14 protein-coding genes are annotated in these 15,471 nt (G+C 67.2%); 3 read left to right on the forward strand and 11 right to left on the reverse strand.

The window, feature by feature from the left end; all coding sequences use genetic code 11:
- Window positions 1-1,294, reverse strand: a 1,294-nt coding sequence (locus tag GWK18_RS09325; protein WP_166834812.1) for a sensor histidine kinase, incomplete at its 3' end; no start/stop codon positions are given.
- A 237-nt stretch (window positions 1,295-1,531) separates the two neighbouring features.
- On the opposite strand from GWK18_RS09325, the gene GWK18_RS09330 reads away from it, so the two are divergent.
- Both GWK18_RS09330 and GWK18_RS09335 read left to right on the forward strand, forming a co-directional pair.
- Window positions 1,532-2,578 (forward strand): ABC transporter permease, encoded by a 1,047-nt coding sequence (locus GWK18_RS09330; RefSeq protein ID WP_167739420.1) that lies wholly within the window; start codon window positions 1,532-1,534, stop codon window positions 2,576-2,578.
- Window positions 2,579-2,626: 48 nt separating this feature from the next.
- The gene (locus tag GWK18_RS09335; protein ID WP_166834884.1) at window positions 2,627-3,322 is read left to right on the forward strand and encodes an ABC transporter ATP-binding protein; all 696 of its coding nucleotides are present in this window, start codon (window positions 2,627-2,629) and stop codon (window positions 3,320-3,322) included.
- A 74-nt stretch (window positions 3,323-3,396) separates the two neighbouring features.
- On the opposite strand, the gene GWK18_RS13470 is transcribed toward GWK18_RS09335, so the two are convergent.
- The 3 genes from GWK18_RS13470 to GWK18_RS12925 are packed head-to-tail and all read right to left on the reverse strand — an operon-like array spanning window position 3,397 to window position 6,192.
- A complete protein-coding gene (locus tag GWK18_RS13470; protein WP_166834816.1) occupies window positions 3,397-3,963 on the reverse strand; it encodes a NifU family protein in 567 nt (188 codons plus the stop codon).
- A complete protein-coding gene (locus GWK18_RS13475) occupies window positions 3,956-5,884 on the reverse strand; it encodes a ferrous iron transporter B (RefSeq protein ID WP_348535913.1) in 1,929 nt (642 codons plus the stop codon). Before GWK18_RS13475 ends, GWK18_RS13470 begins: the two co-directional genes overlap by 8 nt.
- Entirely contained in the window at window positions 5,881-6,192 is a 312-nt protein-coding gene (locus tag GWK18_RS12925; protein ID WP_166834818.1) for a FeoA family protein, read from the reverse strand. Before GWK18_RS12925 ends, GWK18_RS13475 begins: the two co-directional genes overlap by 4 nt.
- Before the next feature lie 332 nt (window positions 6,193-6,524).
- Between GWK18_RS12925 and GWK18_RS09355 the strand changes: the two genes are divergently transcribed.
- The gene (locus GWK18_RS09355) at window positions 6,525-7,961 is read left to right on the forward strand and encodes a solute carrier family 23 protein (protein ID WP_166834820.1); all 1,437 of its coding nucleotides are present in this window, start codon (window positions 6,525-6,527) and stop codon (window positions 7,959-7,961) included.
- Window positions 7,962-8,054: 93 nt separating this feature from the next.
- Here the strand turns inward: GWK18_RS09355 and GWK18_RS09360 are convergent, their stop codons facing one another.
- The 7 genes from GWK18_RS09360 to GWK18_RS09390 form a co-directional block, all read right to left on the reverse strand.
- Window positions 8,055-9,116 carry an enoyl-CoA hydratase/isomerase family protein gene (locus tag GWK18_RS09360; RefSeq protein ID WP_166834822.1) on the reverse strand — a complete coding sequence of 354 codons (1,062 nt, stop codon included), beginning with the start codon at window positions 9,114-9,116 and terminating at the stop codon, window positions 8,055-8,057.
- 20 nt (window positions 9,117-9,136) lie between these two features.
- On the reverse strand, window positions 9,137-10,006 hold the full coding sequence (locus GWK18_RS09365; protein WP_166834824.1) for a glycerophosphodiester phosphodiesterase family protein: 870 nt from the start codon (window positions 10,004-10,006) through the stop codon (window positions 9,137-9,139).
- 78 nt (window positions 10,007-10,084) lie between these two features.
- Window positions 10,085-10,921 (reverse strand): HAD family hydrolase, encoded by an 837-nt coding sequence (locus tag GWK18_RS09370; RefSeq protein ID WP_348535914.1) that lies wholly within the window; start codon window positions 10,919-10,921, stop codon window positions 10,085-10,087.
- 50 nt (window positions 10,922-10,971) lie between these two features.
- Complete coding sequence (locus GWK18_RS09375; protein ID WP_166834826.1) at window positions 10,972-11,490, reverse strand: YbhB/YbcL family Raf kinase inhibitor-like protein; 519 nt, start codon at window positions 11,488-11,490, stop codon at window positions 10,972-10,974.
- 95 nt (window positions 11,491-11,585) lie between these two features.
- Window positions 11,586-12,542, reverse strand: a complete 957-nt coding sequence (locus tag GWK18_RS09380; RefSeq protein WP_166834828.1) for a carbohydrate kinase — start codon at window positions 12,540-12,542, stop codon at window positions 11,586-11,588.
- Window positions 12,543-12,628: 86 nt separating this feature from the next.
- Window positions 12,629-13,966, reverse strand: a complete 1,338-nt coding sequence (locus GWK18_RS09385) for a M18 family aminopeptidase (RefSeq protein WP_233568788.1) — start codon at window positions 13,964-13,966, stop codon at window positions 12,629-12,631.
- The gene (locus GWK18_RS09390) at window positions 13,963-15,465 is read right to left on the reverse strand and encodes a type II CAAX endopeptidase family protein (RefSeq protein ID WP_166834830.1); all 1,503 of its coding nucleotides are present in this window, start codon (window positions 15,463-15,465) and stop codon (window positions 13,963-13,965) included. The genes GWK18_RS09385 and GWK18_RS09390 overlap by 4 nt, the downstream gene beginning before the upstream one ends.
- Window positions 15,466-15,471: the final 6 nt, after the last annotated feature.

Here is a 15,471-nt window from a genome sequence, read left to right on the forward strand (position 1 = left end):
ATGCCGAGGACCGGCCGGTCAGCACCCTCCCATCCTGATGGACGGACGAGCTGGGAAGAAGGTAACGGGGGACGGATTCCGGGAAGGAAACGGACACCGCGGTCCCCGCCCCCGGGAAGGACTCCACCACGCACGTGCCACCCAATTGGGCCGCTCGTTCTCGCATCATCGACAGCCCGAACGACCCATTCGAACGATCCGGTGTCACACCCGCACCCGCCGCCCCGGGGAGCGGCCCTTGGGAACCGGTGTCCAGCCCAACGCCGTCGTCGACCACGTCCACCCGTACCTGGCCCTCCAGGAAACTCAAGGTGACCACCGCCTCTTTCGCACGCGCGTGCGAAACCACGTTCGCCAACGAGCCCTGCACGACCCGCAGTACCGTGGCTTCGACCGGACGAGGCAGAGAGCGTGGTGACCCGTCCACCACCAGCCGGACGCGTGTCGGCGTCGCTGCATCCGTTCGTGCCACCACGCGCTCCAATGCGCCCAGAAGTGTTCGGGCCTCAAGGTGCGGAGAGGACAGCGCCCGGATGAAGCGCCTGGTCTCGGCCAAATTGTCAACGGCGGTCTGCCGCGCCAACTCGATGTTCTCAGAACCGGCTCGGCCGGGATCGGCACGTTGGGCGGCACTCAGCAGCATCTGGATGCTGGACAAGCCTTGGGCCACGGTGTCGTGGATCTCTGCTGCCAACCGGGTCCGTTCGGCCTCGACCCCGGCGTTGCGTTCGGTCGCCGCCAGACGCTGCTGGGCAGCCATCAGGTCTGCGAGCAATCTGTTGCGCTCGGCCACTTCCCGGTACAGCGCGCGATATCCCAGTCCGATCGCGATCGCAACCCCCGCGCCGATCAGGGGCCCGATGACACCACCGAGGGTAAGGCCACGATGTGCGCCCAACACCACCACGGCCGCAACCGCAGACACCACCACGGCGGCCGGCCCGTGCCACCGCGGCAACAGATGCAGATAGCAGAAGAACAGCGGGAAGACCAGAAAGGCTGCGTCCGGTGCGAGGAAGACCAGAAGCATCCATTCGACGGTCAGCAGGATCAGCCAGCCAACGGTTCGCGGATGGAGGCTTTCCGCCCTCCCCAGGCCGACGGCGTGGCGCGCCAACCAGACACCGGAGAAGAAGGTGACTTCGAAGATCACCACCAGAGAGACCGCCGCCACCGGGGCGAGGCTGTCCCCCAGGGCAGCGCGAAGCACCACAAGCAAACCCAGCCCCGCGATCAACGTGTAGAGACCCACACGCAGCCCCACGAACACGGGACACAACGCAGAAGAGTCCATGCTCCTCACGCTAATGCCTGTGACGCACTGCGCGACATCCATCGAAAGTTGGTCCCGGACACCCTTCCATCGCGGATGCAGCAGTGCACCTTTCCACGATGGCACGGGACATGGATTCCGGGAGATTGGAGCCAACCAAGAACTCCGGCCAAGGCCACGCCTTCCAGACAAGGACCGGTCCGTGATGCGGGAGTCAGACATGAAAGAGGACGCATCGTGTTTGTTGCATGGCGTGACATGCTTTTCGCAAAGGGCCGGTTCACCCTGATCACCTCCGTGGTGGTCCTGATCACCCTGCTTGTTGGATTCCTGACGGGTCTGACCGGAGGATTGGCCAACGAAAACATTTCCGCAGTTCAGGGACTCAACGCAGACAAGATCGCCCTTGCCAACGTCGCGGAGAGCACATCCGAGAAGGACCCCACGTTCTCCGACTCCCAGATCACCCGGGAGCAAGCCAAGGCCTGGTCCCAAGCGGAGGGCGTGGAAGAGTCCACTGCAATCGGCATCTCCCAATCCCGGGGAGAGACTGACGGGCACTCGGCTGCACTGGCAGTCTTCGGCGGAACCGCAGACTCCCCCTCCCAGGACGAGGAAGTCGTCATCAGCCAGACCGTGGCCGATGATCTCAAACTGGGTTCCGGAGACACCATGACCATTGCGGGCGAGGACTTCACGGTCACGGACGTGATCAGCGAGCGGTCCTATGCGCACACCGGCGTCGTCTACACCACCTTGACCGATTGGCAAGAGTTGCAGCAGCGCATGGGTGATCCGGACTCCTATGCCACGGCGATTGCCATCAAGGGAGACCCTGCTGACGCCACAAGTATTGACGCCGAGCAGGGCACGGTGACCGCGAACTCCTTGACGGCACTGTTGTCCATCGACTCTTTCCGCTCGGAAGTCAGCTCCCTGTTGGCCATGGTGGCCATGCTGTTCGCCATCTCCGGCCTGGTCATCGGTGCGTTCTTCACTGTCTGGACCATCCAGCGCAAGGCAGACATTGCCGTGCTCAAGGCACTGGGCGCCTCCAACGGCCGGCTCCGGGCGGACGCCTTGGGCCAAGCGCTGGTCATCCTGCTGCTGGGCGTGGGGCTGGGCATTGCCCTGACTGCAGGCCTGGGGGCACTGGCAGGGGCCGCTCTCCCCTTTGTGATCGCGTGGTACACCACCGCGTTACCCGCCGTGATCCTGGTGATTCTGGGGCTGGTGGGCGCGGGTTTTGCGCTGCGCAGCATCACGACGGCGGACCCGCTCACTGCGCTGGGCAGCGCCCGCTGAGTCCGCATTCATCCCATACCCACCACCCCGACTCAGGAGTCGATGACCGTGTTGACCTTGCAAGATGTGACTCTGACATTTCCCGACGGCCAGTCCCGCCACACGGCCGTGAACGATGTCTCCCTGACAGCCGAACCCGGCACCGTGACGGGTATCACCGGAGCCTCCGGCTCGGGCAAGTCAAGCCTCTTGGCTGTGGCCGCGACCCTGATCACACCGGATTCCGGATCGGTCAGAATCGGCGACGTGGAGACAACCGATCTCTCCCCGTCCCAGACCGCGACCCTACGTCGGGAGAGAATCGGAATCGTGTTCCAGCAGGCCAACCTCCTGCCATCGCTGACAGCTCTGGACCAGCTCTTGGCCGTGGGAGAACTTGGGCCAGGTTCTGCCCCTCGTGGCGAACGCCGGACACGCGCCGCGCAGCTGCTGGACCAGGTGGGCCTGGAACGGGCCCACCGTGCTCGACCGCATGAACTCTCGGGCGGTCAGCGCCAGCGCGTGAACATTGCCCGGGCCATGATGAACGACCCCGAAGTCATGATCGTTGACGAACCAACTTCCGCGCTGGACCGAGCCCGCAGCCGGGAGATCATCGGCCTGATCTGTTCCCTGACCGAGACCCTCGGCACGGCGACGGTTCTGGTCACCCACGACCTGGACTTCCTGCAGCGGTTCCATCAGGTTTTCACCATGACCGACGGCGTTCTCTCCCCCGGCGTCGCCGCCCCAGCCTTCCACTGACTTCGGGGTTGTTCCGCCTATTCGCCGAAATAGGCGGAACAACCCCGAACTCGGTGGGCTGGAAAAGACCGAGGTCAGGCCTCGACCACGCGAGCGCCGGGTGCTGATCGCTGGAGGACGGCTTCGAAACGCTGTTTGAGCGTGAACACCGCCGCCGGGCAGCCGTGGCACGCACCGGCAAGATCGACCGTGACGACGCCGTCGGTCACCTTCCGGATGCTGATGCGCCCACCGTGGGCACCGGCGATCGGTGCGATGTGCTCCTGAAGTAGGGATGCGGCCAGGAGGGCCAATTCGTCGTCGGGAATCGGGCACCGCACCTCCCCGCCACCACTGCCGGAACCAACCGGAAGAACCCCCTCCGCCTGGACGGCCGCCGCGGTGGTGCGGACGGCCCGCCGCACCTCACCGGCCACGTCCTTCCACGTACCCGGGTCCGCAACGCTCGTAATGATCCACCCGGGCCCGCCGTCGATGTCGCTGAGGAGCCCGCCGCGGATCAGGCCTGACAGCGGCCCGTCCGGGTGGGTGGCCGCGTGGTGGAGGTCGCGCGGACAGGTACTGATCACCCATCGCAGTTCCCGGGGGTCCTGGGTCAGCTCCGGGTGGAGTGCGACGGCGTTCAGGTCCTGGTCATCCACCCGTGACCAGCCTGACGATCACCGCCGCCAGCCAAGAACCCACCCACGCCAGCACGAACATGTATGCGGTGGCCACGGCAGGCCATTTCCACGAGTTCGTCTCTCGCCGCATGGTCGCCAGTGTGGAGACGCACTGCATGGCAAAGGCGAAGAACACAAGCAACGCCGCGATTGTCGGCGCGGAGAACACCTTCTCCCCTTCATTCGGCCCGTGCGTGTACGTCATGGCGGACAGGGCATCCGCGGGTTCGTCGGCATTATCCGCGGCAACCACCTGCCCCATGGTGGACACGAAAACCTCACGTGCCGCAAAGGAGCCCAACAGCCCGACGTCGATCCGCCAGTCGAAGCCCTGAGGAGCGAAAACCGGTTCGATCACATGCCCGATCCGTCCCGCAATGCTGTGCTCGAGCACGTACGCGCTGGCCTCCGGTTCGTCCATCCCTTCCGTCGCCGCGGTGTTGGCCGGGAAACTCATGAGCGCCCACAGGGCGATGGTTGCAGCCAGGATGATGGTGCCGACCTTGCGCGTGAACATCCACACCGGCACCCAGACCGCCCGGGCGATCTGGCGGGGTGTGGGAATCCGGTACGGCGGCATCTCCAGGTAGAACGGGAGGGATCCTCGGCGCAGAATCGTTGCCTTGAGAACGCGCGCGACGGTCAACGCCGCCAGGCCACCCAGGACGTACATCAGGAACAGGATCGTGCCCTGCCAACCGAACGGACCGAACCGGGCGTCGTCGGGGACCAACATGGCGATGAGCAGGACGTACACGGGCAGCCGCGCGGAGCAGGTCATGAGCGGGGCCGACAAGATGGTGGCGATCCGGTCCCGTGAAGACGCCATGGTCCTGGTGGCCATGATCCCCGGCACTGCGCAGGCCATGGAGGACAGCATGGCAACGAATGCGCGTCCGTCCAGCCCGCTGTGGGCCATGACCCGGTCCATGAGGAAGGCCGCCCGGGACATGTATCCCACGGACTCCAGAATGGAGATCAGGACGTACAACAGAGCGATCTGCGGCAGGAACACCAGCACCCCGCCCACTCCACCGACCAACGCCGTGGACACGAAATCGGCGACCAGCGGCTGCTCGATGCGCTCCCCCGCCCACTCGCCCAACGCCGCAAACAGCGTCTCGATCCAACCCTGGGCCGGAGCGGCCACGGTGAAGATCGTCTGGAAGAACAGAAACATGACCAGGAAGAACACGGCCACACCCCACACGGGGTGCAGCAAGATCCGGTCGATCCCACGAGTTGTGGCGTTGGGACGGTTCGCCCGGTACCCGGACGTGGCCAGCACGGAGTCGATCCATTCACGGGTCTCGCCCCGGTCAGCGGTCGGCGGGGGCACGACGGCGGTCGGCCAGTCCCCGGCACGCCCCAGCAGCTCCCGGACCTCGTCCACACCGCGACCCTTGTGCGCCACCACTTCCGCCACGGGAACCCCGAGAGCCTGGGACAACCGCGCGGAATCGATGTCACCGCCACCGGCTCGCAGTTCGTCAACCATGGTCAGCACGACAGCCGTGGGTCGCCCGAGCTCGAACACGTGGGCGAACAGGATCATCGAGCGCTCAAGGGTGGTGGCGTCCATGACCACCAGAGAACTGCCGAATTCCCCTTCCCCGGGCAGACGCCCCTGGATGTGGTCCAGGACCACCTGCTCGTCGGGGCTGGCGGCACTCAGCGAGTAGGTTCCGGGCAAATCCGTGATCGTGACGTCTGCGCCGTCGATCCTTGCTTTGCCGCGGGACCGGGTGACGGTCACGCCCGGGTAGTTCCCCGTGGTTGCGGAGAGACCGGTGAGCCGGTTGAACAGGGAGGACTTGCCTGCATTGGGGCAACCGATGAGCGCGACGTCGCGAGTTCCCGTGAGAAGGTCGCGGTCCCCGTTCTCGGCGTGGCAGCTCACGAGGCGACGAGGTCGATCTGGATGCTGCGCGCCTGCTGTTTACGCAAGCACAGGTCGGCATTGCCCACACGCAGCATCAGGGGGCAGCCCAGCGGAGCCACTCGGAGACAGGAGACCTCCGCCCCGGGGTGGAACCCCAGGTCCTGGAGTCGCTGACAGAGTACGGGGTCGGCGTCGGCGGAGAAGCCCGCGATTCGAGCGGTCCCACCGGGCCGGATGCTGTCAAGACACGTGGCCCGGTCCTTCGAGGAGGCTGTAGAACGCCCCGGGGTTCTACCCGTCGCGGTGGAAAACGGAAGGACGCCCACGGCCCACTCCTCACGTGGTGACTGCGAGATCGCGAACGGTTCAAACGGGCTCCGTTGCCCGTAATTCGCCCGTCATTGCGCGGATCTCAACGGCTGAGACATCACTAAGGTACACCTTAGTTGGCAGATGTCCACGCGGGGTTTCCCTAGTTGCATCCAGGGGTGCGCATCCAACCTGTTCACGCTCCATTCCTCCGCCGAACCCTCACGAAACTCGCGGATCGGGGGCTGATGCGGGAGTTTCGTGAGGGTTCGGCGGGGGTGGGACTACGCTGGGGCCGGTCCGCGATCACGGTGCCGGGCCGTACGTCTCTGTCTCCAGGAGTTGCTGCATGCCCGCGCCCACCGGTTCCCCCACACCAGAACCTTCGTCCTCCGCACCGGAACCCGACACCACGACGACGGCGGACCGCCCGGACACCTTCGCCGGCAGGCTCGGACTCGGCTGGAAGCTCCACGGCGACGGCCGGGCCGTGGCCGCCGGTGACGTGGTCCGTCCCGACGAGCGGTTGAGCTGGCCCCGGACCATCGGGATCGGCGCGCAGCACGTGGTGGCGATGTTCGGCGCGACCTTCCTGGTCCCCCTGATCACCGGTTTCCCGCCGTCGACCACGCTGTTCTTCTCCGGTGTGGGCACCATCCTGTTCCTGGTGCTCACGGCAGGTCGTGTGCCGTCCTACCTGGGGTCGTCCTTCGCCTTCATCGCCCCGATCGGCGCCGCCATGGGCGAATACGGTCCGGGCGGGGCGCTGGGTGGCGTGGTCATGGCCGGAGCCGCCCTGTTCCTGATCGGCGTCCTGGTGCAGTTCCTGGGCACCGGATGGCTGCAGGCACTCATGCCGCCATTGGTCACCGGCACCATCGTGGCGCTGATCGGGTTCAACCTGGCCCCCGCGGCCAAGGACAACTTCATGAAGGCGCCCGTCACGGCCTTGGTCACCCTGGCCTCGATCGTCCTTGTCTCCGTACTGTTCCGCAGCATTCTGGGGCGCCTCTCCATCCTGATCGGGGTGGTCATCGGCTACCTGACCGCGGTCGCCCGCGGTGAGGTGGACTTCGCCCCGATCCGGGCCGCTTGGGAGAACGACGGGCTGATCGGCCTCCCGAGCTTCCATTCCCCGGAGTTCCACCTGTCCCTGATCGGCCTGTTCGTCCCGGTGATCCTGGTGCTGGTCGCGGAGAACATCGGTCACGTGAAGTCGGTGTCGCTCATGACCGGCAAGAACCTGGACCCCGTCATGGGCCGCGCGATCATGGCCGACGGCATGGCGACGGTCCTGGCCGGTTCCGGCGGCGGTTCGGGCACCACCACCTACGCGGAGAACATCGGCGTCATGGCGGCCACCAAGGTCTATTCGACGGCCGCCTACTGGGTGGCGGCGGTCTTCGCCCTGTTGCTGTCGTTCCTGCCGGTGTTCGGCGCAGCCGTGGCATCGGTGCCGGCCGGCGTGCTCGGCGGTGCCGCCACGGTGCTCTACGGAATGATCGGCATGCTCGGCGTGCGCATCTGGGTCCAGAACCGCGTGGACTTCTCCAACCCCGTCAACCTGACCACCGCAGCCATCGCCATGATCATCGGCATCGCGGACTACACCTGGACGGCGTTCGGCATCGAGTTCGCGGGCATCGCCCTGGGCACCGCCGCCACCCTGTTGGTCTTCCACGGCATGCGGGGCCTTGCCCTGTGGCGCGGAACCACCGGCGGCGTGGACCCGATCCAGCCCGACTACACGCCTGTCCCCAAGGAACATTCCGGTCCCATGGGGTGATCCGCCTCTCCGCAGCATGAGCAGCGACCAGTGAATTGTCCCGCCCGTCAGCGCTGACGGGCGGGACAATTCACGTCTGAACGGATTGACCGGTCAGGGTCGGGTCCGCAGTTGCGCCGAGGTGGCGACGACGTCGCGGATCGCGGCAACGTCCACATCCTCCACCGTGGGCGGCTGCCACACGGGGTCGTCCTGCTTGTCGATCAGGGTGCAGCGCACACCCTCGCTGAAATCGGCGCCCGAAATCGTGTCCCGCGCCATGGCCAGCTCGCGCTCCAGGCACTGGGTCACGGATTCCGCAGCGGCACCGGCGTCCAGGATCTCCCAGGTCCGCGCCAACGACGACGGCGACGCCCCCGCCAGGTCCTCACCCGCTGCAGCGACGACCTCGGCCAGGGAGTCCGCCCCGTAGACGGCTTCGATCTCGTCCCAGCGTTCCGGCAGCGTGGCGGCCGGCAGAACGTCGTCGTCCGTGGCGGCAATGCGGGCGACGGCTTCCTCCACGCCGTCGGAGATCGCCAGTTCGCGGAACTCCTCCAGCCGGGCCGAGGGCACCAGGACGTCGGCCAGCCCCACGGCGACGGCGTCGGGACCGGTGATGCGCTGACCACCCAGACCCAGCCAACGCCCGACGGCCAGCGACGGACCGCGGCCCAGCAGGTTCACGCGGGGAAGGAACCAGGACGCCCCCACGTCCGGGAAGAAACCGATGACGCACTCGGGCATGGACATCACGGTGTTCTCCGTGACGATCCGGTGGCTGCCGTGCACGGACAGGCCCATGCCGCCGCCCATGGTGTACCCCTCCATGAGGGCGATGTAGGGCTTGGGGTAGTTGGCGATCAGGTTGTTGAGCGTGTACTCGTCGGTGAAGGCTGCCACTCCGCGGTCGATGTCCCCGTCCACCACGGCCTCACGGATCTGGCGGATGTCTCCACCGGCGCAGAAGGCGCGCGGGGCGCTGGCGTGGATCAGGACCTGCTCCACGGCGTCGTCGTTCTCCCAGGCCCACAGGGTTTCCAGGAGGTCCCGGTACATCTGGGCGGTCAAGGCGTTGAGGGCTTTGGGGCGGTCGAGGGTGATGACCCCCGTGCCGTTGCGGACCTCGGTCCGGACGTACTGTTCAGGATCAACGGGAACTGTGCTCTGCGTCATAGTCCAACCCTAGACGGGTGTCACAGGGCGGAACCAGTGCCGGTTCCCTCCCGGGCCGCCCGTGCCACGACCTCCAACGCGAGGTCCGCGCGATCGGTCACCAAGGCGTCAACGCCGTGGTGCAGGATCAGCTCCATGTCCTCCGGCCGATTGACCGTCCACACGTGCACCTGGATTCCGTGCCGGTGAGCCGCCGCGACGAACCGCCGCGTGGCCACGACCCTGCGCCCCAACCATTCCCCGACCAGGGGGAGGCAGCGCACCTTGGGGAGCATCCACCCGAGCTTCATGGGCATCTGGATCACGTCGAACTTCGGGACACGACGGCGCGACAGCCACCGAGCGGCCGGCCACGCGGCAGGCACCGTGTGGAAGAGGACCAGTGCCGTCAAGAACCCCGTGGCGCCGACGGACGTGCTCAACGGCCGTAGCCCCCGCGCACTCAGTTCGGCAAGGGTCCGCCCCCGCCGGGAGTCGGAGAAGGAGGCGATCCGCACGCGACCGGCGGCACCGGTGGCCTCGAGTACCGCGGGCAGCGCAGTCACCGACGCCTCGTCCTTGACGTCGATGTTGACGTACAGCTCGGGCAGCTCGTCCAAGACTTCGCGCAGCGTGGGGACCGGGCTGGTTCCGGCCACCATCAAGTCGGCCAGTTCTGCGTGGTTCAGGTCGTTGATCTGCCCCGCGCCCTGGGTCACCCGGTCCAGGGTCGCGTCATGGAACGCGAGCACCACCCCGTCCTTGGTGGTGTGGACGTCGGTTTCGATCCACCGACACCCCAGGTCGCGTGCCGCCCGGAATGCAGTCAGGGTGTTCTCCGCACCGTCCGGGGCGAACCCGCGGTGGGCCAGGACCATGTCGGCCGGTGCATTTACGGGGCAAAGTTTCATGGGCCGAGCATACGGGTCATGGTTACCCGTGCGTAACGACGGCGACGACGACCGCGATCTTTCGCGCCGGGCCACGCCTCAACCCGCCAGGTCACCGGTCTGACGCGCTGCCAGGAATTGTTCGACGACCTGTGCCACACCGTCCTGTTCGAAGGGCGGGGCCGTACGTTCCACGGCCTCCACGACCACGGGTGAGCCGGAGGCCATGGCGAATCCGTACCCCGCCCAGGTCAACATCTCCAGGTCGTTGGTCATGTCCCCGAAGGCCATGACCTGGCCCCGTTCCACACCGAGGTCCGCGCAGAGTTTTCGCAAGGTCTGGGCCTTGCTCAGCCCGAGTTGGGACATTTCGGCAAGGGCCTCGGTGGGGACGGAGTGCGTCACCGCCATGTGTTCGGCGGCATGCCGTGCGACCTCCCGCACGAAGTCCTCAGGGTCGTGGTGGTCTCGTTTGGCCAGGAACTTGACCACCTGGTCCGCGGGATGGAGGAGCGTCTCGATGTCGCCGACCACGACGTCGTCGGTGTTGGTGTCCATGGCGGTCCGGTCCGTGGGGATCCACCCGGGTTCCGCGACGACTCCCCGCAGGGTCTCGGCGCTGAAGTACACCCCGGGGATCTCGCTGCGCAGGCGACGCGCCACGCGCAGGGCCACCCTCCCCTCGAACGTGTTCGACGAGATCACGCGGTCGCAGGCCAGGTCGTAGACCATGGCACCGTTGGCGCAGATCACCGTCCCCACCTGGGACAGCGCAGGGGTCACCTGCTCGCGCAACGGGTGCAGCCAACGCGACGGCCGCCCGGTCACGAAGACGACGGGAACCCCCGCCTCCTCGAGGGCCACAAGGGCGTCGAGGGAACGGGGGCGGAATCGGAAGTCCTCACCGATCAGAGTGCCGTCCAGGTCGCTGGCCACCAGGCGAACGTCCCGGACCAGACCCAGCGGATCGGGTCCCAGCAGGTCGGTCAGTCTTCCCGCTCCTCGTGAGTTCCGGTCAGGAAGGCCCGGCCGATCCCGTGGAAGAACAAATTGAAGTTCACCACGGCCGGTGAGGCACCCTCCACGTCCAGGTGTTCGGTGTCCACGGCGGTGACGCAGAAAATGTAGCGGTGGGCACCATGGCCGGGGGGCGGCGCAGCCCCTTCGAAGGCATCGGATCCACCGTCGGTGCGGTGCCGGGTGGCGCCTTCCGGAGGTGCGGTTGCGGCATCCGTTGCCAGGCTGGTCACGTCCGCCGGGATGTTGGCCAGGCACCAGTGCCAGTAACCAGAAGGGGTGGGGGCATCGGGGTCGTAGCAGGTCACGACGTACGACTTGGTCCCCTCCGGTGCACCCGTCCAGGAGAGCTGGGGTGAGGTGTCGGAGCCACCGAGTCCGGCCGTGACCTGGGCTGTGGGCAGCGGTTGCCCATCGGTGATGTCCTCCGAGGTCAACGTGAAGGTTGGCAGCTGCGGAAGGTCGGCGTAGGGATCACGGTTGAGCATGGGTCCTCCTCGATCTGATCTCGATCAGATCCGCGACGGTTCGATCCGGCCGGATTCAACGACCGTGTCCTGTCACGCTACCCAAAGTGCGCGTCTCACGGGCGGGTGGCACCCTCGGATTCGCCCAGTGCGTCCAGTTCTTCGCGTCGGGGAAGATCAGCCCCGGCCCGGGAAACGGTGATGGCCGCCGCGTCCGCCGCACGCCGCAGCAGCGCAGCGATCTGCGACTCGTCCAGGTCCCCGATCTTGTCCGCACCTTCGGCACCGTCGAGCCCCAGGTCGACCAGTTGGCTGATCAAGGCAGCCATGAACGTGTCCCCCGCCCCGACCGTGTCCACGACGTCGGTCCTGCGCGCGGGCACTTCGACCCCTTCCGGTGCCGTGGCTGCGTTGATCGCCCAGGGGCCGAGTTCCCCGCGGGTCACGACCACCAGTTTGGCTCCCGACCGGTGCCAGGCACGCGCCGACTCCTGGAGGGTCGAGGTCGGGTAGAGCCACTGCAGGTCTTCGTCCGACGCCTTGATGACGTCCGCCTGTCCGGCCAACAACTCCGCCCGCTCCCGGACCTCGTCCACGTCCTGGGTGATCTGGGGACGACAGTTGGGGTCATAGGTGACCAACACGTTGCCGGCGGCAGCCTTCACGGCCTTCACGACGTTGGCGGACCCGGGTTCCAGCACGGTCGCGATCGACCCGACGTGCAACGCGGTGGAGTTGCCGACCATGGCCTCCAACTCGGCCTGTTCGACCGGGAACTCCCAGGTCATGCTGAAGTCGTAGTCGGCCGAACCGTTCTCTGCGATCCTGGCCTCGGCCACGGATGTCGCGGAGTCGTGGGTCGGCAGGGGCAACTCGACGCCCTCCGCACTGAGGTGTTGGTGGAGCAGACGACCGTCGTCGTCGTCGCCCCAGGCACCCAGGAACCTCACGGGGTGGCCCAGGCGCGCGAGGCCGAGCGCCACGTTCATGGGGCTGCCTCCGGGGTGGCGCACGGGGTCCTGATCAGGGCGCGAAACAACGTCGATGAGGGCTTCCCCGATGACTGTCAGCATGGCTCAAACAGTAGCATCGCAAGGGATTTCGTCCCCCGCGCTGACGCCCGTTGACGGGGGTTGTGGGGCGACTCCTCGGCCAGCCGTCAGGCAACCCACCAGGCAGCCACCGCACGTCTCAGGGAGTACAGGTCTTGGACGTGAACCATCTCCCGGGCGGAGTGCATGGACAGCAGCCCGACGCCGACGTCCAGCGTTCGGATGCCCAGCCGCGCTGCGGTGATCGGGCCGATCGTGGACCCACAGGGCACCGCGTTGTGGGAGACGAACTCCTGTGTGGGCACGCCTGCAGACTGGCAGGCCAGCGCCCACTGCGCCGCACCCTCCGCGTCCGTGGTGTAGTGCTGATCGGCGTTGATCTTCAGCAGAGGGCCGCCACCGGGGACGGGCCGGTTGGCAGGGTCGTGGTGACCCGGGTAGTTGGGGTGGACCAGGTGCCCGGCGTCCGCGGACAGGCATGACGACGACGCCCACTGGGCCCGGCGTCGGTCCTCCGACCAGTCGTGGGCCGCACCGATCCGGACCAGGACGTCCTCGAGGAACGGCCCGGCCGCGCCGGATCTGGTTCTGGACCCCACTTCCTCGTGGTCGAAAGCCGCCAGGACCGTGGTGGTCCGCAGGTTCTCGAATTCCTCCGCCCGGTCGATCATCGCCGTGAGGCCGGCGTGCACGGAACTCAGGTTGTCCAGACGGCCCGAGGCCAGGAACTCACCGTGGGCACCGAAACGCCGGGGCTCCTGCCCGTCGGCCAGGACCACGTCCCAGCCCAGGATGTCTTCGGGTGCCACCGCCCCGTCGGCCACGTGGGAGCCGAGGTAGGCCAGAACGTCCCCCGCGGTCCGGCCGCAGCCCCACACCGGTTGGGTGTGCTGCTGCGGGTCCAACGTGAGCCCCTTGTTCGCCCCACGGTCCAGGTGGATGGCCAACTGCGGAATGCGCGCCACGGGGTCGGTGGCCACCGTGCAGGTCCTGGTTCCGTCCCCGTCCCGGACGGTGAGTCTCCCGGCCAGGCGCAGTTCACGGTCCAGCCAGGAGTTCAGCAGCGGACCGCCGTAGACCTCCACGCCCAACTGCCACCAGGGGCTCATTCCCGTACCCGGGTGCGGCTTGAGTTTGAACGACGGCGAATCGGTGTGGGTGCCCAGGATGCGGAACCCGGCGGGCTCCTGGGGGTCGCCCGCGGGAGCGATCCAGGCGATGAAGGCCCCGTCCCTGACCGTGTAGTGCCGACCGGTGGCGACCTCAGACCCCCAGGGCCGGGTCTCTTCGAGCCGGGTGAAGCCCGCGGACTCGAGCCGCCGAGCGGCCGCCTCCACGGCGTGGTAGGAGCTCGGGGCTTCCGTGACGAAGCGTCCGAGGTCCTCGGCGTGGTCCACCGCAAGCGGGTCGATCGGCGTTGCCTGCACCGGGGATGTGTGGGTCACTGTGACTGGCCTTCCTGCCACGGCGCGGGTGTGCCGTCAGCCTGCTGGGAAAGGGGTCGCGCCATCCAGACAACCCGGTGGGCGTAGACGGGCGGGTTGGTTCCGGGGACCGGTTCGAGTTCCGGAGCGGCATAGGCGATCAAGCCCTCGGCCGGGACGAGCCGGAGGCTCTGGTTCTCGCCGACCTGCCCGGGGTCTACGTAGGCCATGGATGCAGGGATCGTGACCGGTACCAGGGGCGGCTGCGCGACAGGCTGGTGGTGTTGCGCGAATTGAGCGGGTTGCGGCGGGTGGCCGGGGCCGCAGGCGCCCGCACCCTGGTGGGCGGCGGGGGGCGGGGGGGGGGGGGGGGGGGCACAGGGGGCCCCCGCGGACGGGTAGCCGACGGGCGCGTAGGCGGCGCGGACCCGGTCGTACCAGGCGTCTTGATCCTTCTTGGGCCACACGATCGCGTGGCGGCTGCGCGCCACACGTCCGGCGCGGGAGAGCAGCAGGACGAGCAGACCGTAAACCAGTTCGATCACGAAGATCACGCCGAACCCCATGAACCCCACGGAACTCTCCGAGGCCTGCGTGGGATCGGAAGGCCACAGAACGCTGGTCACGGTCACCACCATGTTGTTGACCACGTGCAGGCTGATGGCGGCCTCCAGCCCGCCGGTGCGCCACGTGATGAAGCCCGCGACGACGGCCATCCAGAGCACCGAGAGCTGACCCCACACGTCGTACATGTGGCCCAGCATGAACACGGGTGCCGGGAGCAGGATGGCCCAGGCGGGGTTCTTGAGCCACCGACCGATCGCCTGGGCGAGATAGCCGCGGAAGACGAGTTCCTCCGCGGTGCACTGGATGGGCACCACCAGGAAACCCATGATCAGGGTGAGCCACCACAAAGGGTGGCGCTGGACGGTCGCCGTGGCTTCGCCACCGCCTGCACCTGCCAGGGCCACTTCCAGCACGGTCATCAGGCCGTAGATCAGCACGAACACGGCCGTGGCCAGTCCCATGGTGGTCAACAGCCACTTCCAGCGGATCCGGCCGGTGACAGACCAGATCAACCCGAGCGGCCGGGGCCGCAGGAGCCATCGCATGAACAGGACCACGGGCATCCAGATGGCCACGGACCCGAAGAGGAACAGGAAGATCCATGGATTGGTCATGTCCATCTGTTCCGCGTCCGTGGAACTCATGTCCATGAAGAACGAATCTGCGCCCAGGATCAGTGCGACGATCGCGGCACCGATAGCGAACACGATGGTCACCAGCATGATCCCGGCCACCAGGGCACCGCCCTCGGCCAGGGGTGACCATCGCCGGTGCTTGGGATCGGACAGAGCAAGCCGGTGGTAGGCGAGGTCACGGTAGTGGGCGCCGGTCGGCAGGCCGGTCCGGGGGTCCAGGGGCGGCAGCGACGGCGGAGGAGGTGTGGTGGGACCGGGAGCCGCAGTCCAAGAACTCGGCACTGTGGCTGGGGGAAACACCCCGGTCTGAGTTGTCATGTGTTC

Source organism: Kocuria sp. JC486 (assembly GCF_011602805.1).
Lineage (GTDB): Bacteria > Actinomycetota > Actinomycetes > Actinomycetales > Micrococcaceae > Kocuria > Kocuria soli.

What these genes read in the sequence shown, in the direction of transcription:
- GWK18_RS09355 (WP_166834820.1), top strand. Translation starts at nt 6,525, where the DNA reads ATGCCCGCGCCCACCGGTTCCCCCACACCAGAACCTTCGTCCTCCGCA.
- GWK18_RS09330 (WP_167739420.1), top strand. Translation starts at nt 1,532, where the DNA reads ATGCTTTTCGCAAAGGGCCGGTTCACCCTGATCACCTCCGTGGTGGTC.
- GWK18_RS09390 (WP_166834830.1), bottom strand. Translation starts at nt 15,465, where the DNA reads ATGACAACTCAGACCGGGGTGTTTCCCCCAGCCACAGTGCCGAGTTCT.
- GWK18_RS09365 (WP_166834824.1), bottom strand. Translation starts at nt 10,006, where the DNA reads ATGAAACTTTGCCCCGTAAATGCACCGGCCGACATGGTCCTGGCCCAC.
- GWK18_RS09375 (WP_166834826.1), bottom strand. Translation starts at nt 11,490, where the DNA reads ATGCTCAACCGTGATCCCTACGCCGACCTTCCGCAGCTGCCAACCTTC.
- GWK18_RS09380 (WP_166834828.1), bottom strand. Translation starts at nt 12,542, where the DNA reads ATGCTGACAGTCATCGGGGAAGCCCTCATCGACGTTGTTTCGCGCCCT.
- GWK18_RS09360 (WP_166834822.1), bottom strand. Translation starts at nt 9,116, where the DNA reads ATGACGCAGAGCACAGTTCCCGTTGATCCTGAACAGTACGTCCGGACC.